This window comes from Pseudomonas sp. NPDC089407 (assembly GCF_044900445.1).
In the GTDB taxonomy this organism is placed as follows: domain Bacteria; phylum Pseudomonadota; class Gammaproteobacteria; order Pseudomonadales; family Pseudomonadaceae; genus Aquipseudomonas.
In genome coordinates, this window is sequence record NZ_JBJDNB010000041.1 from 1 (window position 1) to 22,159 (window position 22,159).

General features: G+C 62.6%; 21 protein-coding genes and 1 riboswitch. Of the genes, 6 read left to right on the forward strand and 15 right to left on the reverse strand.

The features are described 5' to 3' along the window. Positions 1-178: 178 nt before the first annotated feature. The 9 genes from ACI2KG_RS24990 to ACI2KG_RS25030 form a co-directional block, all read right to left on the reverse strand. Complete coding sequence (locus ACI2KG_RS24990; protein WP_400619026.1) at positions 179-901, reverse strand: OmpA family protein; 723 nt, start codon at positions 899-901, stop codon at positions 179-181. 108 nt (positions 902-1,009) lie between these two features. Then, positions 1,010-1,654 (reverse strand): MBL fold metallo-hydrolase, encoded by a 645-nt coding sequence (locus ACI2KG_RS24995; RefSeq protein WP_404663684.1) that lies wholly within the window; start codon positions 1,652-1,654, stop codon positions 1,010-1,012. Positions 1,655-1,691: 37 nt separating this feature from the next. After that, the gene (locus ACI2KG_RS25000) at positions 1,692-1,871 is read right to left on the reverse strand and encodes a hypothetical protein (RefSeq protein ID WP_404663685.1); all 180 of its coding nucleotides are present in this window, start codon (positions 1,869-1,871) and stop codon (positions 1,692-1,694) included. A 223-nt stretch (positions 1,872-2,094) separates the two neighbouring features. Further along, a complete protein-coding gene (locus ACI2KG_RS25005) occupies positions 2,095-2,787 on the reverse strand; it encodes a sensor histidine kinase (RefSeq protein ID WP_404663686.1) in 693 nt (230 codons plus the stop codon). Further along, positions 2,784-4,391: a response regulator gene (locus ACI2KG_RS25010; RefSeq protein ID WP_400619040.1), complete on the reverse strand. Its 1,608-nt coding sequence runs from the start codon at positions 4,389-4,391 to the stop codon at positions 2,784-2,786. The genes ACI2KG_RS25005 and ACI2KG_RS25010 overlap by 4 nt, the downstream gene beginning before the upstream one ends. A gap of 159 nt (positions 4,392-4,550) precedes the next feature. Beyond that, complete coding sequence (locus ACI2KG_RS25015; RefSeq protein WP_404663687.1) at positions 4,551-7,268, reverse strand: LuxR C-terminal-related transcriptional regulator; 2,718 nt, start codon at positions 7,266-7,268, stop codon at positions 4,551-4,553. Positions 7,269-7,854: 586 nt separating this feature from the next. Further along, positions 7,855-9,219: a DUF1329 domain-containing protein gene (locus tag ACI2KG_RS25020; protein ID WP_404663688.1), complete on the reverse strand. Its 1,365-nt coding sequence runs from the start codon at positions 9,217-9,219 to the stop codon at positions 7,855-7,857. 25 nt (positions 9,220-9,244) lie between these two features. Beyond that, complete coding sequence (locus tag ACI2KG_RS25025) at positions 9,245-11,131, reverse strand: DUF1302 domain-containing protein (RefSeq protein WP_404663689.1); 1,887 nt, start codon at positions 11,129-11,131, stop codon at positions 9,245-9,247. A 332-nt stretch (positions 11,132-11,463) separates the two neighbouring features. Next, positions 11,464-13,146 (reverse strand): fatty acid--CoA ligase, encoded by a 1,683-nt coding sequence (locus ACI2KG_RS25030; RefSeq protein ID WP_404663690.1) that lies wholly within the window; start codon positions 13,144-13,146, stop codon positions 11,464-11,466. A 295-nt stretch (positions 13,147-13,441) separates the two neighbouring features. Between ACI2KG_RS25030 and ACI2KG_RS25035 the strand changes: the two genes are divergently transcribed. The 3 genes from ACI2KG_RS25035 to ACI2KG_RS25045 all read left to right on the forward strand — a co-directional run bounded on the left by ACI2KG_RS25035 (position 13,442) and on the right by ACI2KG_RS25045 (position 16,312). Next, positions 13,442-14,407 (forward strand): 2-hydroxyacid dehydrogenase, encoded by a 966-nt coding sequence (locus ACI2KG_RS25035; protein ID WP_404663691.1) that lies wholly within the window; start codon positions 13,442-13,444, stop codon positions 14,405-14,407. Between the two features lie 54 nt (positions 14,408-14,461). Beyond that, entirely contained in the window at positions 14,462-15,460 is a 999-nt protein-coding gene (locus ACI2KG_RS25040) for a methyltransferase (RefSeq protein ID WP_404663692.1), read from the forward strand. A gap of 39 nt (positions 15,461-15,499) precedes the next feature. Further along, a riboswitch (yybP-ykoY riboswitch) is annotated at positions 15,500-15,639 on the forward strand. 88 nt (positions 15,640-15,727) lie between these two features. Continuing rightward, positions 15,728-16,312, forward strand: a complete 585-nt coding sequence (locus tag ACI2KG_RS25045) for a TMEM165/GDT1 family protein (protein ID WP_016484894.1) — start codon at positions 15,728-15,730, stop codon at positions 16,310-16,312. A 127-nt stretch (positions 16,313-16,439) separates the two neighbouring features. Here ACI2KG_RS25045 and ACI2KG_RS25050 read toward each other — a convergent pair whose 3' ends face one another. The 4 genes from ACI2KG_RS25050 to ACI2KG_RS25065 all read right to left on the reverse strand — a co-directional run bounded on the left by ACI2KG_RS25050 (position 16,440) and on the right by ACI2KG_RS25065 (position 18,482). Continuing rightward, the gene (locus tag ACI2KG_RS25050) at positions 16,440-17,258 is read right to left on the reverse strand and encodes a M48 family metallopeptidase (protein WP_404663693.1); all 819 of its coding nucleotides are present in this window, start codon (positions 17,256-17,258) and stop codon (positions 16,440-16,442) included. Between the two features lie 145 nt (positions 17,259-17,403). Then, a complete protein-coding gene (locus ACI2KG_RS25055; RefSeq protein WP_404663694.1) occupies positions 17,404-18,024 on the reverse strand; it encodes an SOS response-associated peptidase in 621 nt (206 codons plus the stop codon). 15 nt (positions 18,025-18,039) lie between these two features. Continuing rightward, positions 18,040-18,300 carry a DUF2007 domain-containing protein gene (locus ACI2KG_RS25060; protein WP_400619064.1) on the reverse strand — a complete coding sequence of 87 codons (261 nt, stop codon included), beginning with the start codon at positions 18,298-18,300 and terminating at the stop codon, positions 18,040-18,042. Then, positions 18,300-18,482 (reverse strand): CPXCG motif-containing cysteine-rich protein, encoded by a 183-nt coding sequence (locus ACI2KG_RS25065; protein WP_400619067.1) that lies wholly within the window; start codon positions 18,480-18,482, stop codon positions 18,300-18,302. The genes ACI2KG_RS25060 and ACI2KG_RS25065 overlap by 1 nt, the downstream gene beginning before the upstream one ends. Positions 18,483-18,606: 124 nt before the next feature. Between ACI2KG_RS25065 and ACI2KG_RS25070 the strand changes: the two genes are divergently transcribed. After that, positions 18,607-19,773, forward strand: coding sequence for a 1-acyl-sn-glycerol-3-phosphate acyltransferase (locus ACI2KG_RS25070; RefSeq protein ID WP_404663695.1), 1,167 nt, complete (start codon positions 18,607-18,609; stop codon positions 19,771-19,773). A gap of 117 nt (positions 19,774-19,890) precedes the next feature. Here ACI2KG_RS25070 and ACI2KG_RS25075 read toward each other — a convergent pair whose 3' ends face one another. Further along, positions 19,891-20,151 (reverse strand): hypothetical protein, encoded by a 261-nt coding sequence (locus ACI2KG_RS25075; RefSeq protein ID WP_404663696.1) that lies wholly within the window; start codon positions 20,149-20,151, stop codon positions 19,891-19,893. A 160-nt stretch (positions 20,152-20,311) separates the two neighbouring features. Here ACI2KG_RS25075 and ACI2KG_RS25080 point away from each other — a divergent pair, with 160 nt between their 5' ends. Beyond that, positions 20,312-20,518 carry a hypothetical protein gene (locus ACI2KG_RS25080; RefSeq protein WP_003247353.1) on the forward strand — a complete coding sequence of 69 codons (207 nt, stop codon included), beginning with the start codon at positions 20,312-20,314 and terminating at the stop codon, positions 20,516-20,518. A 118-nt stretch (positions 20,519-20,636) separates the two neighbouring features. Here the strand turns inward: ACI2KG_RS25080 and ACI2KG_RS25085 are convergent, their stop codons facing one another. Further along, positions 20,637-21,221 carry a YajG family lipoprotein gene (locus tag ACI2KG_RS25085; protein ID WP_201207382.1) on the reverse strand — a complete coding sequence of 195 codons (585 nt, stop codon included), beginning with the start codon at positions 21,219-21,221 and terminating at the stop codon, positions 20,637-20,639. 205 nt (positions 21,222-21,426) lie between these two features. On the opposite strand from ACI2KG_RS25085, the gene ACI2KG_RS25090 reads away from it, so the two are divergent. Beyond that, on the forward strand, positions 21,427-21,660 hold the full coding sequence (locus tag ACI2KG_RS25090; RefSeq protein WP_201207383.1) for a hypothetical protein: 234 nt from the start codon (positions 21,427-21,429) through the stop codon (positions 21,658-21,660). Positions 21,661-22,159: the final 499 nt, after the last annotated feature.

The following is a 22,159-nucleotide window of genomic DNA, read 5'->3' on the forward strand; positions in this document are numbered from 1 at the left end:
GGTTGCCTTCTTCGCGGGACAAGCCCGCTCCCACAATGGCCATTGTTCTCTGCGAGACAGCGCAGCCCGGAAGGGCTGGGTGATCTCCCACAGGGACTTGCACAGTTCATGGGGCTTGTGCAGGGCCTGTAGGAGCCGGCTTGCCGGCGCTGGGCCGCTGTGCGGCCCTGGCGGTCAATCAGGGATACTGCTGAACCTGGCCCTGCTGCTGGTCATACTGCTGACCTGGAATAGGTTTCAGGTTCACTTCCACACGGCGGTTCTGCGCACGGCCATTGGCATCGGCATTGCTGGCGATCGGCTGGTCCGGGCCCATGCCACGTACCGACAGGCGCGAGGCGTCCACACCCTGCGAAGTCAGGTAGGTGCTGACTGCCTGTGCACGGCGCTGGGACAGGTCCATGTTGTGCTGGCGGCTGCCGGTGCTGTCGGTGAAACCGACCACTTCGATGGTGTTCTGGTTGAACTGCTTGAACGAACCGGCCAGGTTGTTGAGCGGCTGGTAGAAGCTCGGCGCAATGTTGGCCGAGTCGGTAGCGAAGGTGATGTTGCCCGGCATGATCAGCTTGATCTGGTCACCCTGACGCTGTACTTCCACACCGGTGTTGGCCATTTGTGCACGCAGGGCGGCTTCCTGCTTGTCGGCGTAGTAGCCGTAACCGGCAGCTGCGGCACCCACTGCGGCGGCGCCGATCAGTGCACCCTTGCCACGGTTGTTGTGGTCGATGGCAGCACCGGCGACAGCACCAGCCAGTGCACCCAGGCCGCCGTATTTGGCGGTTTTGCTCATCCCCGTGGAGCCCTGTGCCTGACCCTGGCTGTCATAAGGGTTCTGGCCGGCACAGCCGGTCATCAGGGCAGCGGCAGTTGCGACGATAATCAGACGACGCATGGTGAACATGGACAAGCTCCTACTGAATTCATGAATGCGGCAGATCACAAACGGATCTATGCCAGCCTTGGAACACGCCGGCAATGAAAAATTCCATGAAAGTGCCTTCATGTGCCATCAGGCCCGCACGAAGGGGTTTTCGCGCATTTCGTCACCCAGGCAGGTATCAGGCCCGTGGCCGGTCACCACGATGGCTTGCTCGTCCAGCCGGTACAGCCGCTCCTTGATGGAGCGCACGATAGCCCGCTGGTCGCCACCCCACAAATCGGTGCGACCGATACCACGACGGAACAAGGTGTCGCCAGCGATCAACAGCTTGGCATCGGCAAACCAGAAGCTCATGGAGCCTGGGGTGTGACCCGGTGTATGCAAGGCCACGCCGCAACCGCAGGCCAGTTCTTCGTCGTCGCCCAGCCAGCGATCGGGAGCCGGCACCGGGGTGTAGGGAACGCCGAACGTCTCGCACTGCATTTGCAGGTTGTCCCACAGCACCTGGTCGTCCTTGTGCAGGTGCAGCGTGGCGCCCGTCAGTTCCTTGAGCTTGCCCGAGGCGAGAAAGTGGTCGAAGTGCGCGTGGGTGTGGATGATGCTTACCAGCGTCAGGCCGTGTGCCTGCAGGCGGGCAAGGATCTTGTCCGGGTCACCGCCCGGGTCGACGACGATGGCCTTCCTGGTCAGCGGGTCGCCGATCAAGGTGCAGTTGCACTGCAAGGGGCCTACGGGGAAGGTTTCGCGGATGAGTGCGGGCGGGGTTTGGGTCATTGTGAACTCGATAACAATGGTGAAACTTGCCAAGGTATCAACGGCGCGGGTCGGGAACACCTGCCAGCGGGCCTGCTGGTTCGAGCTCCTTTCCTTTGGTTTTGGCTACCAGCAAGAATCGCAGTTGATTAGCGGAAACCCGACCGGCCAGACGCAGGGCTTCAGCTTCGAATCTGGCCACGGCCTGTGCCATATAGCGCTTCTGATTTGAATGCATGATCTGATTCACCGGCAGTTAGGGACTGCTTTGATCTTATGGGGTACATTGCAGACCCACAAGCCAACTTGGGCGGCTTCTGTAGGGCGGCGACGAATGTGGGGCCGCCGGGTTTGCACCTTGGGATGTTTGGCGCCTGCGAGATCGAGCGCCGCGCGGGCGGCGCTCGGTCTTGTTGGCGACACAACAACCAAGCCCAACCCTACGAAACCACACGACGCTCTTACGGCAGGAACAACCTGAACAACCCTCCCCCAAGCGCCCCACCGTTGGAAATTTCGATCCGCCCGCGCACCCCGCCGCTTTCATGCAGCGCCGCAATCCGTGCCGCAAAGTACAGCCCCAGGCCGGTACTGCCACTGTTTGAATCGATACCCTGGATGTACTCCTCCTGGCGCTCGAGCATGCGCTGTGGATAACCCGGGCCGTCATCGTTGACGCAAATGGCCAGCTGGTTGTCGGCCTCTTCGATGGTAATCAACAAGGCATGCGCGGCAAAGCGGGTAGCATTGGTGATCACATTGGAGATGACCGAAGCCACCAGTTCGCGGTCGAAGAAGCCCAACGGGTTGTCAGTGTCGATGCGCCAGGTGGCAATGATGTCCTTGTGCTTTAGCACTTCTTCATGCGCGGCCAATTGGGCCTCGATGAAGTCGTCCAGTTCATGATAGTCGGGGCACACCGGCAGTTGGTTCACACCCAGCTTGTACAGCCCCAACAATTGCACCAGCATGCCGTTGAGGTGGCGAAACTCGTGCTCCATCACACCTTGCTCGGTGCCACCGCGCAGTTCCTCGGGCAAGCGCTGTACCCACTGGTCATGGGACTGGATCAGCGCGGACAGGGTATTCTTCAGGTCGTGCACGGTGGAGGCGATCACCGTGGAAAAATCCAGCCCCAGATTGTCTTGAGTCATGCGCCGAACACTCGGATGTGCAGTTTGCGGTAACGGTCATAGCGATTGTCGCTGACAGGGATACCGGCCACGCTGGTCAAGGCGTCGCGGCACTCCTGCATGATCGCGGGCGGAGGGTTTTCACCGCCAATGCGCAGCAGCGCCTGGGCGGTGTTGAGGGCGATGCTGATGTTCTTCGGCTGTAAACCCAATGCCTTGCGGAACAGTTGCAACGCCTCGCCGAGCTGCCCTCCCTGGTAACTGCGCACACCCTGGCGATTGAGGGTGACCGCTTCGGTAATGGCGTTGAGCACGCTGGGGTCGTCGGTCAGCTTGCCCACTTTCTCCATGACCTTGGGGTCATCGCCATAACTTTCCACACAGTTCTTCAGTACGCCGATGGCGGCGGCGTCCTGGCCCATTGCCTGCAACTGCGCGGCAACGGTCAGGGCCGAATCGACCGAGAAGAACTGGTTCATCTTGTCCAGGCGCTGGATCGCCTGCTCGGTCAGCTTGGCCGCCGTTTCCGGGTCGCCAGCCTGCTGCAGGCTGGCGGCTTTCATCATTCGCGCACGCACCTGCAAACCCTGGTCCTCTGGGTTTTCCTTGGCCACTTCACTGAGCGTGGTGTTGATTTCGACCCGGGTACGGGCGTCCAGGCCAAAGCCTGCGTTCTTGCTCATCAACGCCTGCACCAGGCCAAGGTTGTTCTCGGCGTCCTTGTAACGCGAACTCTGCCCTTGGTTCACTGCATGGCGGAAAGCTTTCGAGGCGCTCTCGAAATCCTGGTTTTCCAGCGCCAGCTTGCCCAGCGTCGACTGTCGGCGCACCGACAGTGGCGACAGGCGTACGGCCTCTTCAAGCAGGCTCTGCGCACGCTTGGTTTCACCCTGGGCGACCAGCACTTCAGCCATGCCATCGTACAGGCTCGGCATGATCGGGAACGCCTTCAACGCCTGCTCGTACACACCCTGGGCCTGGGCATTTTGCCCGCGCTTTTGCATCAGCGCACCCAGTGCGGCATACACCCACGGCTGCGGGCGGCTGGCCAGGATAGCCTTGAGGAATTTTTCCAGCTCGTCAAAGCGGTTGAGGTTGCGCAAGGCATCGGCCCGATAGCGCAAGCACAGCGGTGCCAGGCGCGGGTCCCGCTTGCACAGCTCGGCGCATGCCGCCAGCACTTCAGCCGGGCGGTTACGGTCCAAGGCCTGCAGGATCGGCTTGAGCAGCGTCTTGCGCTGGAACAGTTTTTCGACACGCTGGGCCAGCCCGACCCGGTTGAACGGTTTGGTCAGGTAGGCATCGGGCTCGTGCTCGATGGCACTGAGGACAATGGCCTGGCTGCTCTCGGCAGTGACCATGATGAACACGCACTCATGGCTGATGTGCTTGTCGATGATCAGGTCTTCGAGCACTTGCTGGCCGTTCTTCTTGCCGTCGCCCAGGTGGAAGTCCTGCAGAATGAAGTCATAGCGTTTCTGCGCGCACATGCGCAGCGCCTGCTCGCCGCTGTCAGCGGTGTCGACGTCACGCACACCCAGCTCGCGCAACATCGAACGGGTCGACGTGCGAAAGTCGGTAAAGTCGTCGACGATCAAAAAGCTCTTTTGCCCGTACTGCAGCATCAACACGACCTGCCTTGGAATGATTGAAAAATCGCGCGAGGCGATGCCACCGATCGCTGTATCGGCAGCTGGTCGGGAAAGATGAGGGTAGAGCATTATCGGCCACAAACCATGGCCTCAGGCCATTACTTTAACGGGCCAGGAACGGCAGGGCCAGCCTCATGCCAGCAGCCCCAGGGATTTGGCTTTGGCCACCGCCTGGGTACGCCGCTCCACCCCCAGTTTGCTGTTGATATGACTGGCGTGGGTTTTCACCGTGTGCAGCGAAATGAACAGGCGCTCGCTGATCTGCTGGTTGGAGCAGCCTTGGGCAATCAGTTCCAGCACCGCCAGTTCGCGGCCACTCAGCGCCTCGCCGCTGCCCATGCTGGCGCTTGGCAGCGGCGGCAGGCGCCTGAGCAGTTCGGCCTGAACCGGGCTGGCAGCACCTGCCTGCAGTTGATCGTGAAGCCACTGAGGGTATTGCTCCAGCAGCGGCTGGAACGGCTGCAGCACGCCGCCCGCCGCAGCCTCCAGCAAACCCGGCAGCAACTGCGCAGCCTGCCCTTCCCGGCCTTCGTGCAGCAACAGCGCAAGCCACTGGCACAGGGCGTTGACCGTGAGCATCATACCGCCACTGGCACGGCCACGCTCGACCAGGCCGGACAGGCGCTGCACGGCGGCGTCGCCATGCAACTGGATGCGTTCGAGCAGTGCCTGCTGCAAAGCGATGTGCAGCGGCAGCAGCGGGTGGAATTCTGGCGCCGCCGCCGGCTGCTCGCCGCCATAGGCCTGGCCCAAGCGCAGCAACCAGGACTCTGCCAGGTCGATGCGGCCCTGGGCCAACCACAGTTCGCATTTGACCAGGGTGATCATGGCCAGGTAATAGACCGGGGGCACGTCCCAGATGTGCATCAGCCGTTCTGCCTCGGCCAGCTCGGCAAACGCTTCGGCAAAGTGCCCTTCCCGGCCATCGAGCGTGGCAATCACGCAATGGCCGATAAGCACACTGATATCCCGGCAGGCACGCGCTTCGCCCAGCCCTGCACGCAAGCGCGCACGGCCCTGGGCCGGTTGCAGGCGCGAGACCAGCAGGTAGCCTTCATACAGCGTCAGGCGTGCACGTACCGCATACAGCCGCTGCGCCGATAGCCCTTGCAGGCGCTGCAGGCCCTGACGCACTTCGTCCAATGCGCGCAATACCTCGCCACGGGCGTGCAGTACACGTGCCCGGTCGTAATGGGCCAATGCTTCGAACAACGGGTTGCCGACCCGCTGGGCCAGCTCCAGCGCCTCACGGTTCCAGCCACGGGCGCGCCAGAAGTCGCCATCGGCAATGGCCAGGTTGGAAAGCGTCGACAAACACACCAGGCGCTGGCCATAGCGCTTGCCGGGCAGGCTCTGTAGCGCTTCACCGCAATAGGCCAGGGTGCGCTCGCGGTCTCCACGGCCCCGGGCGATGACCCCGCTCAGCGCCAGCCACTGGGCGAGCATGGACTTTTGCGCGGTCGCCGAGGGTGCGGGCAGGAAGCGGCTGAGGTAGCCCGCCAGTTCTTCGGCCGCATCCAACTGACACGCCAGGCCCAGCGCCCAGCTGTACAGCACGATCAGCCGCGGCGTGCTGATCAGCAGGCTGTCAGGCAAGTCCATCTTCCAGCGCAACAGCATGCCGACATTCTGCTCGGCCAGTAACTGTTCCTCGGACAGACTCTGTACCAGGTCGGCGGCCACATCGAGATGGCCGGCACGCAGCGCCTGCTCCACCGCTTCATCCAGCAGGCCCTGGCGCTCGAACCAGCGGCAGGCACGCAGGTGCAGGGCCGCCAGCGGCTCACTGGCCTGGCGGCTGCGCAGCAAGTCGGAGAACAGATGATGATAGCGGAACCAGTGGCCATGCTCGTCCAGCGGCACCAGGAACACCTGGTGCGCCTGCAGGAAGCGCAGGATCGAGGCGCTGTCATGGCGACCGCGCACGGCATCGCACAGCGGGGCGCAGAAGCGCTCCTGGCAGGCGGTTTCGTACAAAAAGGCCTGGACGTCGGCGGGCAGCATGTCGATGACTTCTTCAAGCAGATAGTCGCGGATCAGGCCTTCACCCCCGTGCAACGCCTGGGGCAAGGCCTGCTCGTCAGTGCTCTCGCTGGCGGCCAGTTGCCAGAAGCGCAGCCCGGCCACCCAGCCGTCGCTGCGCTGGATCAGATTGTCCAGGGCCTGGCCACGCAGCCCGGTGGGCTGGCGACCGATCACCGCCAGCGATTCTTCGGCGGTGAGGCGCAAATCCTGTTCGTTGAGCTCGACCAGCTGTCGCGACAGGCGCAGCCGTGCCAGGTGCCAGTCCGGCCTTGTGCGACTTGTGACCAGCAGCACCAGGCCAGGGGGTAAATGATTGAGGAAAAACTGCAGGCAACGGTCGAGCACCGGCCCTTGGGCAAGGTGATAGTCGTCCAGCACCAGCAGCAGGGGCGTGTCGGCACGCAGGTACAGCGTCAGCTCGTCGAGTAAGCCGTCGAGCCACTCTTCAAAGGCGAATGGCTGATGGCGCTGGCGCATTTTCAACAGGCCCATGGCCTGGCCGCCCAAGGCTGGGCAGTACTGCTGCAGGCCCTCGAGCAAGCGCTCGAGGAAGCGCCCAGGGTCGGCATCGCGCTGGCTCAGGCCCAGCCACAGGCTGCGCCAGTGCTCTGGCAGTGCTTCGCAAAACTCGATGGCCATGGAACTCTTGCCGAAACCTGCCGGGGCATTGACCAGCAGCAACCGCCCGCCAAGGCCGGCGTGCAAGCGCTGGCACAAGCGCAGCCGCGGCACGTGCCCGTCCGGTAGCGGCGGCCGGAAGAAACGCCCGTCCAACAGGCCAAGGGCCTGGGTCGCGAATCCATGCGTACGGGACAGATCTGTCATGGCCGGCTCGTTCTGGGTGGAAGACTACGGCGATATGGATGTTTGCGAGACTAGCCGGTAACGCTGCGCATTTGAAGATGATGGGCACAATTGCCGTGGAAAAGACTGCGACAAAAAGCAACTTGGCTGATGGACGGGCGCTGGGGCGGGGGGTTTGGGGAGGTATTCAGGGGGTTTATTCGGGGCGCAGAAGTGCCTGCCTCAGGTTTGGAGGTGGGGCACAAATCGAGCGCCGCCCGCGCGGCGCTTCGCGGGGCAAGCCCGCTCCCACAGTCTGTTTCGGGCCAATCTCTCCTGTGCTATTACCGGTGCCCGCCTTGGTGCATGGCTGGAGATTGATGTAGAGCAACGGCGCCTTCTTCAATATCGAAGGGAACAAACAAGGCGGATAGAGGTGACCTTACAGGAATGATTGGCCCGAAACAGACTGTGGGAGCGGGCTTGCCCCGCGAAGCGCCGCGCGGGCGGCGCTCGATTTGGTAGGCGCCGAACATGTCACGACGAACATCTGGCAGCCCTGATACATTCTAAAACGCCCCCAAAAAATAGCCCCGGCAAGCCGGGGCGTTGTTGGGCTGCGCAGTGCTTAACGAATACCCGACTGGCGCAACGCTGCAGGCTGGAAGTCGGCCTTGCTGGCAGTGAAGCCGAAGTCGTAGGCTTTCTTCTCTTCGTTTTTCATACCCAGTGCCAGATAACGGCCCGACTGCAGGTCGTAGATGGCTTCCAGGGTGTACCAAGGAACCTCTTTGTTGTAATACGGCTGGGCGTGGGCCTCGGACACGCGCCACAGCTGGTTACGGCCGTCGTATTGGTCGATTACCGCAGCTTGCCAGGTGTCTTCGTCGATGTAGAAGTCACGCTTGGCGTAGATGTGCCGCTGGCCCAGTTTCAGGGTTGCAACCACGTGCCAGACGCGGCGCAGTTCGTAACGGGTCAGGTCCTGGTTGATGTGCCCCGCCTTGATGATGTCGCTGTACTTGAGCTTGGGGTCATCGAGTTTGAAGGCGTTGGACGCGATGTACAGCTCCTTCTTGCCTTCCAGCTTCCAGTCATAGCGGTCTGGCGCGCCGTTGAACATGTCCAGGTTGTCCGAAGTACGCAGGCCGTCGGCGGCGGTGCCCGGGCCGTCATACGATACCTGCGGCGCCTGGCGCACACGGCGCTGGCCAGCGTTGTAGATCCAAGCCTTGCGCGGTTCCTTCACCTGGTCGAGGGTTTCGTGCACCAGCAGCACGGTACCGGCCAGGCGCGCAGGCGCGGTCACTTCCTGCTTGAAGTAGAACAGGATGTTGCCCGGGTTGTTCGGGTCGTAGTCCTTCATCTTGTCGCGGAAGACGAACTGGTCAGAGAAGTACACCGGGTTGAAAGAGCCGTTCTGCTGTGGCGTGGCCTGGGTCACCAGGCGGCTGACGCTGCCGCCGCGGTAGCGGGTAATGTGGTTCCAGATCACTTCCAGGCCGGTTTTCGGGATCGGGAACGGCACCGCCGTGCGGAAGTTGTTCAGGCCGTTGCCGCCCTCTACCAGGGTGGTCTTGGTGGCGTTTTCCTTGATGGCGGCGAACACATCGGCAGGCGCCGTGGAGCCGCGGTGGGTCTTGAACACCGGGATCTTGTAGGTGTCCGGGTAGCGTTTGAGCATGGCCAGCTGGCCTGGCGAGAGCTTGTCCTTGTACTGCTCGGCGTTTTGCGCCGTGATGGTGAACAGCGGCTTGTCACTGCCGTACGGGTCGGACAGGAAGCCCTTGCCGTCGACACTGCCTGCGGTTTTCGACAGAGGCTCCCACGGGCCGATTGAGCCATCGGCGTTGCCGGCCTTTTCGGCGCCCATCGGGGTCAGGGTACTGCCCAGCTTGGCCGCCTCGTCGGCGGATACTGCAGCCATGACACTGGTCGCGAGCAGGGACAGGCCCAGCACACCGGCTTGCAGCAGACTTCTGGTCTTGTTCATGTCGTGTCGTCCTGGATCTGTGTGCTTAGAAGTTCACGCCGAAGCTGAGGGCGACGAAGTCGCGGTCATCCACGGTGCTGTACTTGCCGTCGAAGAAGTTGGTGTACGACAGGCTCGCCGTGTAGGTGTTCTGGTACTCGGCGTCCAGGCCCAGGCTGACCGCCTTGCGGCCTTCCTCGAAGTTGGCGCCAGGGCCTGGCGAGTAGCCGGACACGTCATGCGACCAGGCCACGCTCGGCTTGAGGTTGATGCCGGCAAACACGTCGTTGTAATCCCAGATGACACGGGCGCGGTAGCCCCACGAGGTGCTGGTGGTGTAGCCGTCGTTCTCGCACTTGCGGTTCAGGTTGGTGGTCGAAGCACCGGCACCGGCGCCGGCAATGGTGCTGGCGTTGAGTGTCTGGCAGGTATCTGCGCCGCCGGTGGAAGGCAACGGGCCAGGGCCGAACACCGGGTCACGGCCGTAGCGGGTGTCGTGTGCGTTCTCCAGGCCGCCGACGTGGGTAACGCCCACCTCACCCACCACGGTCATGCGGCTGGCGCCCATTACCTGATCGAAGAAGTGCGTCAGGGTAGTCTGGAACTGGGTGATCTCTTTGCGGCGGTAGCCGTGCAGGTCCTGGCCCGGCGTGCCGGTCAGCAGCGAAGCATTGCTCAAGGCACCGCCAATCGGACGAACCCCGGCAAACAGGATATCGGTGGTGTTGAGCTGTACGGGTGCATTGGGGCGGTAGCTGATCTCGCCACTCCAGGCAGTGCCGGTAGGCAATGTGGTGGAGAAGCTCAAGCCGTAGAGGCGAATATCCTCGGGGTATTCGACAAAGTACTCGGAGTTACCCGCCACGATCAGCGGCGCCAATGCGCGCAGTTGCGCAGGCAGGGCACTCAGCCCGGCGAACACCGAAGGCGCAGCCCCTGTAGCGCTGAAGATCGGCGCCCGGCTGTGGTAGTTCATGAAGTAGGCACCGAACTCGGTGTCCAACGGCTCGAACATGTAGCGCATGGCCACACCGAATTGCCCGCTGTCGCGTGCATCGCGGTCGGCGCCACGGCGCACCATGACGCCTTCTTCGTTGATGTTCACGCCCCGGGTGGCGAGGAACTGCTGGGCCGCACCCGGTACCGTACGGCTGCTGTTGAGCACGCGCAGGTTGTCGGTGCAACCGTCGGCAATGATGTCCGGCTGCGAGAAGAAGGTGCCGCAGTTGTCGACAACCGTCTGGTCCCACTCAAGCTGGTAGAAGGCCTCGGCCGACAGGTTGTCGGTCAGGCTCTGCGAGACGTAGAACATGTTGACCGGGATCAGGCCTTCCTTGATCTCGGCCCCTGGGCGACGGAACGCCGACACGTCGATGGGGTTGATCGAGTTGATGCCGCCGCCGATGAAGGTACTTTCACCCCAGCTCACCACCTGCTTGCCAAAGCGCACCGAGCCGGGCTGATCGCCAATCGAGTAGTTGTGGTAGACGAAGGCGTCGAGCAGCTCGGCGCCGGAAGACTTGGCGCCTTCCTTGCGGTTGGAGTCGCTGATGTCCTTGAACTCGCGGCCTTCGTCCTTCAGCTCGAAGTCGTACCAGTACTTGCCGCGCACGAACACGCCGGTATCGCCGTACTTCAGCTCCAGGTCATGGATGCCCTTGAAGATCTTGGAGAAGGTTTCGCCCTTCTTGAAGTTCAGGTGGCCATCGTCGGAAGTCTGCGACAGGCCCTTGCCGCCGTTGTTCACCCCGATCAGGTTCTTGTTGGGGTTGGCGGTCGACCAGCTGGCGCCAATGGAGAGCGACGAGTCGAACTGGCCTTCGATTTCACCGATGTTGAAACTGACAGCGAAAGCAGGACTTGCGAGCGTGGAAGCAAGGCTAACGGCCAGGGGCAACTTGGCCCGGCGCCAGAACAGGTTTGCAGATTTCATCGACGCTACTCCATGTACTTTATTGTTATGGCAGTGAGTCCTTTCAAGAACGGCCCGAGCGACCGGTTTGCAGGCTTGCACCTGCGGCGACACGGCTTGCGCGTGACGCCCTCCCCCATTCCTGAAAATCCCCTGGCCCCGACTATAGCCAGCAAGGCACAGGCGCTTGATCCCTCTAAAGTGTGATTTGCGCTCCGTGCCGCCAACTCGGTGTAAAGATGCTGCATTTGCGCGTTGGCAGTGCTCAAGGATGGCGTATTTTTGCCATTTGGCAAGGCGCCGGCCCCTCTAGCCTGCGGGTCGCGTCTTGAGATACGCGACCCGCAGGGCGGTTACAGCGTGGAAAGGAAGGCGCTGTTGCTGGCCTGCCACTGGACGATGTCCTGGCGAATGCGCTTCTTGTCGAGCTTGCCGACACTGGTCTTGGGAATTTCAGTAACAACGGCGATCTGGCTGGGAATCGCCCATTTGTTGATATGCCCTTGTTCGACGAACGGCTTGAGGTGGTCCTTCAGTGCCTTGGCATCGATGACCTGGCCGTCGCGCACCACCAACAAGGCAAACGGCCGCTCGCCCCACTGCGGGTCGGCCACCCCCACCACCGCCACTTCGCGCACGGCCGGGTGGCGGCTGACCAGGTCTTCCAGGTCGAGTGAGGAAATCCACTCGCCACCGGTCTTGATCACGTCCTTGATGCGGTCGCGGATGTCGATGTAACCCATGTTATCGAGCGTGGCGACATCACCGGTATGCAGCCAGCCGCCCTGCCACAGCTCCTCGCTCTTTTCCGGCTCTTTGAAGTAGCCCATGGTCAGCCATGGCGCACGCAGTACCAGTTCGCCCTGGGTTTCGCCATCGGCGGGCAGGAACTTGCCGTCACCGTCGACAATGGCCGCCTCGACCAGCGGCACCGGTACACCGGCCTTAATGCGGTAGGTGACCCGTTCATCTTCGCTACCGGCCTGCAGTTCGTCGTTCAGGTGGGCGGCGGATATCAGCGGGCAGGTCTCGGACATGCCATACGCGGCGGTGAGTTGAATACCGCGCGCCAGGGCAGCCTGGTATAGCGATCGGTTCAGCGAGCTGCCGCCGATGATGATCTTCCAGCCGCCGAAGTCCTGGCCCTGGGCGTTCGGGCAGTTGAGCAGCATCTGCAGGATGGTCGGCACGCAATGGGAGAAGGTGACCTTCTCTTCGCGCCACAGCCTGACCAGCATGTCCGGCTCGTAGCGACCGGGGTACACCTGCTTCATGCCGAGCATGGTGGCGGCATACGGAATACCCCAGGCATGCACGTGGAACATCGGCGTGATCGGCATGTACACATCGTTGCTACCCAGCAGGCGCACGCTGTCGATACTGCCGGTGACCGAGGCTTCAGCGAGGGTGTGCAGTACCAGTTGCCGGTGGGTGAAGTACACACCTTTGGGGTTGCCGGTGGTGCCAGTGGTGTAAAAGGTGGTGGCGACCGAGTTCTCGTCGAAGTCCGGGAAGTCGTAATGCGGGCTGGCGGCAGCCAGCAGATGCTCGTACTCGCCAACCAGGTTGGGCAGGTCGGCAGCCTTGTCGGGGCCGTCGGTCAGCAGCAACGTTTTGTCGACCGTGGTCAATTGCCCGGCGATGGCCTGGTAGAGGCCGACGAAGTCGCTATTGACCAGCACCATGCGGTCTTCGGCGTGGTTCATGGTGTAGAGGATCTGCTCGGGCGACAGGCGCACGTTGATGGTGTGCACCACGGCGCCGATCATCGGGATGGCGAACATGCATTCCAGGTAGCGGTGGCTGTCCCAGTCCATCACCGCCACGGTGTCACCGGCCTTGACCCCGGCCTCGGTCAGCACATTGGCCAGGCGGGCGATGCGCTCGTTGAGCTGTGGGTAGGTCAGCCGCAACTGGTCGCGGTAGACGATTTCGCGGGTCTTTTCATAGCGGCTGCCGGACATCAGCAGGCGTTTGATCAGCAGGGGGTAGGCGTAGGCGCCCTCGGCGGGCTTGATGATGCGGGTCTGCAGCATGGGTATCCCTTTTCTGAAAAGCGGGCCGGACAAGTCTGGGGATTACTGTAGTGGGTGAATGTGACGGCCAAATCAGCCAAAGGAATGATTTGCCTGGCGAAGGTATGAGCGGCGGGCGTTGACGGGCGGCAAGGTTGAGCTAGACACTGCGGCGACAGCTTCTGTCATGAGTTGAAGCTGAGGGCCTATTCGCGGGTAAACCCGCTCCCACAGGGTCTTCAATGCCCATGAAAATTGTGCAGTACCCGCGAATGGCCGTAACACCGATACCCCACACCCTGCACCGGAGAACTTCATGCCCAGCCCGCGTCGCGCCGTGTTTCTCGATCACCAGTCCCTGGACCTTGGCGACCTCGACCTCTCGCCCCTGCAGCAGCAGTTCGACGAATTCGAGCTGTTCGCCGCCACCCGCCCCGAGCAGGTCGCCGAACGTCTGCACGGCGCGGTGGCAGTGGTCAGCAACAAGGTCATGCTCGACGCCGCAACCCTGGCCGCCAACCCGCAACTGAAATTGATCCTGGTGGCCGCCACCGGTACCAACAATGTCGACCTGGCAGCCGCACGCGCCCAGGGCATCACCGTGTGCAATTGCCAAGGCTATGGCACGCCGTCCGTCGCCCAGCACACCCTCGCCCTGCTGCTGGCCCTGGCCACCCGGCTGTGCGACTACAACCAGGCAGTTGCCGATGGCCAGTGGGCAAAGGCCAGCCAGTTCTGCCTGCTGGACTTCCCCATCGTCGAGCTGGAAGGCAAGACCCTCGGCCTGCTCGGCCACGGTGAGCTGGGCGGCGCAGTGGCGCGGCTGGCCGAAGCTTTCGGCATGCGCGTGCTGAGCGGGCAGATCCCTGGCCGCCCGGAGCGCGCCGACCGGCTGCCACTGGACGAGCTGCTGCCGCAAGTCGACGCCCTGACCCTGCACTGCCCGCTGAACGAGCACACCCGGCACATGCTCGGTGCCCGCGAACTGGCCCTGCTCAAGCCCAATGCGCTGGTGGTCAACACCGCGCGTGGTGGCCTGATCGACGAACAGGCGCTGGCCGACGCCCTGCGCAGCGGCCACCTGGGCGGCGCCGCCACCGATGTATTAAGCGTGGAGCCGCCAGTCAACGGCAACCCGCTGCTCGAACCCGGCATCCCGCGCCTGGTCATTACCCCGCACAGCGCCTGGGGTGCGGTGGAGTCGCGTCAGCGTATCGTCGGCCAGCTCAGCGAGAACGCCCTGGCCTTCTTCGCCGGTCAGCCCCGCCGCGTCGTCAGCTGAGCCCGGCGCCTGCCTCTGCTACACTGCGCCACTTTTTTCCAGGAGGCGTCGTCCATGGACCCGCGCAGTGAAGTGTTGCTCCGCCAGGCAGAACTGTTCCAGGGGCCGCTGCTGCTCGCCGGCGCCCCCGCCGACGACTTGCTCGGCCAGTTGCCCCAGGCCCAGGCCTGGACCTGGCATGCCGGCGACCAGGCCATGCTCGACAGCCGCTTCGCCGGCCGCAGCCATTTCGGCGTCGAAGCCCCTCAGGTGGCTTTCGATAGCGCCGTGCTGTTTTTGCCCAAGTCCCGTGAATTGGCCGCCTACCTGCTCAATGCCCTGGCCTCGCGCCTGGCAGGCCGCGAGCTGTACCTGGTCGGTGAGAAGCGCGGCGGCATCGAAGGTGCAGCCAAACAGCTGCAGGCCTTTGGCAAACCACGCAAGCTCGACAGTGCCCGACACTGCCAGCTGTGGCAGGTGACCATTCACCAGGCACCGCAGGCGAAACCACTGGAAAGCCTGGCAGAGCGCTTCGAACTGGCCCTGGAAGATGGCCCGCTGCAAGTGGTCAGCCTGCCCGGCGTGTTCAGCCATGGCCGCCTCGACCGGGGTACTGCCCTGCTGCTCAAGCACCTCGATGGCCTGCCCAGCGGGCACGTGCTGGACTTTGGCTGCGGTGCCGGGGTGTTGGGCGCCACGGTCAAGCGCCGTTATCCCCAAAGCCAGGTAACGCTGCTGGACGTGGATGCCTTCGCCGCAGCGGCCAGCCGCCTGACATTGGCGGCCAACGGCCTGGAGGGCGAGGTAATCATCGGTGACGGCATTGACGCGGCGCCTGCCGATTTGAGCGTAATTCTAAGCAACCCACCGTTCCATACCGGCGTACATACCCATTACCAGGCATCGGAAACTTTGCTGAAAAATTCTGCAATTCATCTACGAAAAGGTGGCGAAATCCGCTTGGTTGCCAACAGCTTCCTGCGTTACCGGCCGCTGCTGGAAGCGGCGCTGGGCAACTGCCAGGTCCGCGACGAGGCTGACGGTTTCCGTATCTACCAGGCAACACGCGGATAAAAACACCGCTTGCCGAAAGCGTTTCGGCTAGGCAGAATCCGCACCGTCCTAGGGGAGTAGTCTCCCGCGAGCACCCAGCTCGCCCGGTACGCGTCAACATACTTGGTCCACAGACCATGGCGCGTGCGACCCACCATGCCAGCCTGCATGGCGAGATCCGCAGAGACGGATCCCGGGTTTGACAAGACCTATGACACGCACACCTTACCCGGGGCGGGGAGGCTGTACGTGTCATAGCCGTGTCGACCCGCCCCCGTAGGAACCCTGATGCTGGAATCTCTGTTGGTCCCCACCGCAATCGTTGCCCTTGCCGAAATCGGCGACAAGACGCAACTGCTCGCGCTCATTCTCGCTGCCCGCTTCCGCAAGCCGTGGCCGATCATCGCCGGCATCATCGCCGCCACCCTGGCCAACCATGCCGCAGCCGGTGCCGTGGGCGCGTGGTTCGGCAGCTTCTTCAGTGATTCGGCACTGCACTGGATCCTGGCCGCGAGCTTCACCGCCACCGCGCTGTGGACCCTGGTACCGGACAAGATGGACGACGACGAAAACCCGGCACGCCGCTTCGGGCCGTTCCTGACCACGCTGATTGCGTTTTTCCTGGCTGAAATCGGTGACAAGACCCAGGTCGCCACGGTGATGCTGGCAGCGCAATATCCGCACCTGATCATGGTCATTATCGGGACCACCCTGGGCATGCTGATTGCCAACGTGCCGGTGGTGCTGGCGGGTAACTTTGCGGCGGACAAACTGCCGCTGACGCTGATTCGTCGCCTGGCGGCCACGGCGTTCTTCGTGCTGGCGATCGTGGCCGTTTATTCGGCGATGAAGGCCAGTGGCTGGGTGGGGTAACGGGCAAGAAGCGGGGCTGCTGCGCAGCCCATCGCGACACAAGGCCGCTCCTACAAGGGAACGCGATCCCCTGTAGGAGCGGCCTTGCGTCGCGATGGGCCGCAAAGCGGCCCCAAAATTCAAGCAATTACTGCTTGGCAGCAGCCTGATACAGCGGCATCACTTTCGGAATGGCCGCCTGCAGCGATGCAATGCGGCTGGCCGACGCCGGGTGGGTACTCATGAACTCGGGCGGAGCCCCTTCGGACGCCTTGCTCATCTTGTTCCACAAGGTGATCGCGGCATTCGGGTCGTAGCCGGCACGCGCCGACAGCTCCAGGCCAATCAGGTCGGCTTCGTTCTCGTTGGCGCGGCTGTTGGGCAGGGTCATGGCGTAGTTCACCACGGTGTCAGCCATGGCCATGCTGCTCTGGCCGAGGCCGAAGATGGCACCGGCGCCCTGGCGGGCCATTTCCACGCCGTAGGCCTTGGACATGGCTTCACGGCTGTGCTCACGCAGGGCGTGGGCAATTTCGTGCCCTACCACCGCGGCAATTTCTGCATCGGTGAGCTTGAGCTGATCGATCAGGCCGGTGTAGACGATGATCTTGCCACCTGGGCCGCAGTTGGCGTTGAGCTCATCGCTTTTGATCACGTTGACTTCCCAGTTCCACTGCGCGGCATCCGGTCGGAACTTGGGCGCCTGGGCGATCAGGCGGCTGGCGATGGCTTGCACACGCTTGGCATCGGCGCTGGACTTGTCGAGCACACCCTTGCTCGAAGCCTCACCCAAAGTCTGCTGGTACGACTGGGCGTACATCTGGTTGACCTCATCGGTCGAGAGCATGCTGAACATGTACTGCTGGCGCTCGACGCCGACAGCACCGCCGCTGGTGGTGTTCACCGCCTGGCAGCCGGCTAGCAGGATGCCAGCACTCAACAGGCTGACGACAAAAGACTTACGCATGAAAACACTCCCTTTTTACATGCGCCGTATCCTAGGCCGAGTCGCCGGGGGCCGCCATAGCCGCAGGGAAGATTTTCGTTGCCTGGGCCGGCCTCTTCGCGGGCAAACCCGCTCCCACAGGGGCAACTCTGCCACAGCCACCCCATCAAGCCGGCGTCAGGCACTCCGGCGCATCCAGCTTCGGATCATTGACGAAATTCGCCAAGGCCCGCTCGCGCAACTGCGCCGGCGGGCTGGCCAGCATTTCATGCAAGCGGGTAACCGGTGTGTCCGGGTCCAGCCAGGCCGCTTGCCCTGCTTCGTCCAGTATCAATGGCCGGCGCTGGTTCATCGCCGCCTGGGTCACCACCGCGCAACTCAGCCACACCTGGTCCTGAACCGGGTAGGCCTCCCACACCGCGGCAAAGTACAGCGACGCGCCCTCCCCCGGGGTCAGCCAATACGGGCGTTTGCGCACATTGCCGCGCCACTCGTAAAAGCCGTTGGCCGGCATCAGGCAGCGGCGCTGGCGAAACGCGTCACGGAACATTGGCTGCTCGGCCAGGGTTTCGGCACGGGCATGGGCGGGCGTGCGGGAAAGGTCGGTGAGCCAGGCCGGCGTCAGCCCCCAGCGGGCCTTGGCCAGTTGCTGCTGGCCGTCGAGCTGGCGCTGGATCAGCACCGAAGCACCGGGCGAGATATTCCATTGGGCCGGCTGGCCGACCGGAAAACCCGGCAGATTGGCAAGGGCCGGGGGCCAGCGAAACAGGGCGTAACGTCCACACATGGGGGAATTCAGAACCTAGCAGATCAAGGTACCGGGGAAACTCTCCGGTTCGTCGCCAACCAGTGGCTGGGCATCATTGTACGCATCGATCAGCTGCCGTGCGTACTCGGCCTGTTCATCCACCACGGCAAGCCCGAGCAGGCCCTGCATGGGCAGCTCGCCCACGCCGCCCATCAGGTCACGGCCCACCAGTTGCACGTCAATGCCCTCACTGGCCAGCATGCCCATCAGCATTTCGGCTTCGAGCAGGTTTTCCGGTTCGTAGATCCGTCGCATCAGTCGTTCTCGCCATAGACATCCAGCATCCATTCCTCGCCATGTACCTGCAGCACGAAGCGGATAGGCTTGCAGCACACCTGGCAGTCCTCGATGTACTCCTGATCGCCGCCAGACAAGTCCACCGTAGTTTCGACTTCTTCGCCACAATAAGGGCAATCGTAGATCGCAGATTCCAGCATCGCGGCCTCCAGGGTGACTTATGCGTATAATTGCCGGTCTGATTACAGGGCCTGTGTGCGTCCGAGCCGTTTTTCGGAGCCTGCCCCTACCTATTACCCTAGCCGTTTCCAACAAGAGAGCATGATGGGCGAATTCGATGCCATCCGACCGTACGACGACGCTGAGGTCCCTGCCGTTCTGGCACGCCTGCTCAGCGACCCGGCATTCCTCGATATCCTCACCCACTTTCGCTTCCCACGTGCCGCCGGTGCTCTTGGCTGGCTGCTCAAACCGCTGATCGCCCGCCGCCTGCGCAAGGAATTCGCCGGTGTTACCTGCGTTTCCACCTTGCAGGACAAAGTCGAGTATTACGTCGACCAGACCATTGATCGCGCCACCGACGGCGTCACCTATTCGGGTGTGGAGCAACTGAAGGCCGGTACCGCTTACCTGTTCCTGGCCAACCACCGCGATATCGTCATGGACCCGGCCTTCGTCAATTACGCGGTGTACCACGCCGGCCTGCCCACGCCGCGCATCGCAATTGGCGACAACCTGCTGCAAAAGCCGTTTGTCAGCGACATGATGCGCCTGAACAAGAGCTTCATCGTGCACCGTTCGATCAGCGGGCGTCGCGAGAAGCTGGCCGCCTACCAGTTGCTCTCGGCCTACATCAACCATTCGATCCGCAACGATGCCACCTCGATCTGGATTGCCCAGGCCGAAGGCCGCGCCAAGGACGGTGACGACCGCACCGACTCGGCGATCCTCAAGATGTTCCACATGAGCCGCAAGGACGAGGCGTTCGGCGCAGTGATCCAGAGCCTGAACCTGACCCCGGTGTCGATCAGCTACGAGTACGACCCGTGCGACCAGGCCAAGGCCCGCGAGCTGTACATACGCGCCACCACCGGCAGCTACCAGAAGGCGCCAGGCGAGGATGACAACAGCATTGCCAAAGGCATTACCGGCTACAAGGGCCGGGTGCACATCAACTTCGCCCCACCGGTGACCGAGTATTACGAGGACACCAAGCAACTGGCAGTGGAAATCGACCGGCAGATTCTGGGGGGCTACCGGCTGTTCCCGGTGCACTATCTGGCCTATGCCATGTGGGAAGGCAAGGACGAGGCCCTGCAGGTGCCGGGTGCCGAGCAGGTGTTCCCGGCGGATGAATTGGCCAAGGCCAAGGAAGAATGGCAGCGCCGGCTGGATGCCTGCCCTGAGGAGCAGCGGCCGTACCTGGTGTTGCAGTATGCGACGCCGGTGCGCAACCAGTATCAGGTCAGGCAGCAGGCGCCGGTTGCCTGATGGATTTTGGGGCTGCTTTGCAGCCCATCGCGACGCAAGGCCGCTCCTACAGGGAGACCGCGATCCCTTGTAGGAGCGGCCTTGCGTCGCGATGGGGCGCGAAGCGGCCCCAAAATCTCAAAGCCAAGTGCTGAACCAGGAAAGCAGCAGCGCCATCGCCAGGCAAGCAAACCCGAGAATGTAAAAGTACTTGGGCACCCGCAAATCGAACGCGTCCACCACCCCTTCCTCCAGCGCCAGGCTCTCGCGGGTTTCGGCCTCACGCCGCCGTGCGCTGTGCAGCAGCAACCCGCCTGGGCAGGTCAGCAGCAGCGCCAGCAGGTTGATCAGCTTGGTGGGATGGGCGGCCAGGAACCCCCAGAGCACTTGCAAGGACATTACGCAACCTCGGTGTAAGCGACGGCAAAGGCCCGCATTCTACCCAAGTCGCCCCCTGGCGCCCGGCCTTGGCGACAAACTGTCATTAAATTTCATCTGTCATTCGCTCGTCATCTGAACAGGCCACCCTGTCGGCCTTTTCATGACCCGGAGCTCGTTCATGCTGCACGCCGAAAACCAGGACCGCCTCTATCTCGTTGCCCAGAGCGATGAACAACAGGCGCTGATCGATGGTTTTGCCATCAATGTGCAGGACCGCCAGTGGCTGGTTTACTGTGCACTGGGTGGGCATGTGCATGAGGATTTGCCGGAGGTGGATGCAGGGACTGGCTTCAGTTTGCTGGATTTCCATATAGAAGCAGCGTGAGCCCCACTGGCCCTTTAGTACCTGTGGGAGCGGGTTCACCCGCGAAGAGGCCGTCACAGGCAAAAAAAAACCCGCAACCTGAATACAGGTAGCGGGTTTTCTTTATCCAGCCTAAGGCTTACTGCCCCAGCACCTGACCAATGGTCGGGTCTTTGAACAGGCGGGTCAGCGCATCGCTCAGCACATCACCCACCAGCTGGGTGTTGGTGTCCTGGTTCGGCGCCATGCCGAAACGCTGGTCCAGCGAAGCGCCGTAACGACCGTTGTAGCTGCGGCCGCCGTTGGTGACGTCGGCGCGGAAGGTTGCGCCGATGGTCGCCTCGGTCACGTACAGGTTGTCTTTCGGCGACTGGTACTTCAGCTCGGCCAGGGTCACGGTCAGCTGCGGGGCGTTGCCGGCGTTCGGCGTCGGGGTGAAGCCGAGCAGGCGCACGGCGGCTTCAGCCTGGGCCTGCAGCTTGGGCACGATGTCGTTACCGCTGACGCTGATGGTGCTGGTTTCGGGGTACATGCCACCGCGAGTGCCCAGCGACTGCGAAGGACGACCGTCAACTACCCGGACGACCACAGGCTGGCCATGACCAACCGGGGCGAGCTGGGCCTTGAGGGTGGGTTGCGGGTTGAGTTGTTGCGGGCTGTGGGCACAACCGACCAGGCTGAGGCTGGCCACGGCAAGCAAACCGAACAACAGACGTTGCAACATGCGCGTTTCTCCAGAAAATGCGGCAAAGGCCCACAGTATACCTAGCGGCAAGCTGTAAGCGGCAAGCGGCAAGCGGCAAGAAAAAGCAGATCGCGCGGGCAGCAGGCATTTGCTTGCAGCTTGCAGCTTCAAGCTCGCTGTCACAATCGTTTCATGGCCATGCCCTTATCCTTGCGCCAAGCCCTAACGCAAAGGACTCGTCGCCATGGCCTCGCTCTGGACTCTGCTCTTCCAACGCCCGCGCCACAACGCCTATGCCCGCCTTGATGGCGAAGGCAAATGCCTGGCGTTCAAGCAATGCAGCCAGGCGCCAAGCGGTAGCGGCTGGGTGCAGATCGACGAAATCCAGCTGGCCTGGCTGGGTCGCGAACTGCCCGCCAGCGCCCGGGTTTGCGCCCGCGCAAGCCGCCGCTGGCACCAGCGCATCCTCGCAGCCTGACAAACGCTGCAATAAAAACCACGAATGGCGACATTTCTGCCCGCGACATCGCTATAATCTCCCCCCGATTATAAGGACGTCTCCTGATCGGGCCCCGCATTCGCCGATTGACCCCGGCAACTTCACCGCTTCGCCCACAGAGAGCCTTCCACTCAGGTCTTGCATCGGCTGTCGTGCCTGCTTTTCCGGCCCTTCACACTGCATGAACCTGCGGGTTGCCATCGCGCAGTCCCCTTTTGAGGTTCACGTCTCCAAAAGAGCGTGAAAAAACGGTTTTCACAACTTCACAAGAGTGTGGCGAGCAAATGAACAGTCTGGCATGTGCAAAAGCGGCAGATGTGTCCCGAACAGCCCTGAACAGGCGGCAAATGCGCTCATCCCGTATGAGTGTCTGAACCGTTCCATAACGCACGCACGACACCTTGACCATAAGTCGAATTGCCGCACCCGTGGCAAACGGCGTTCAATACCCGAACCCGAAGACTGGTTGGCGGTGTCC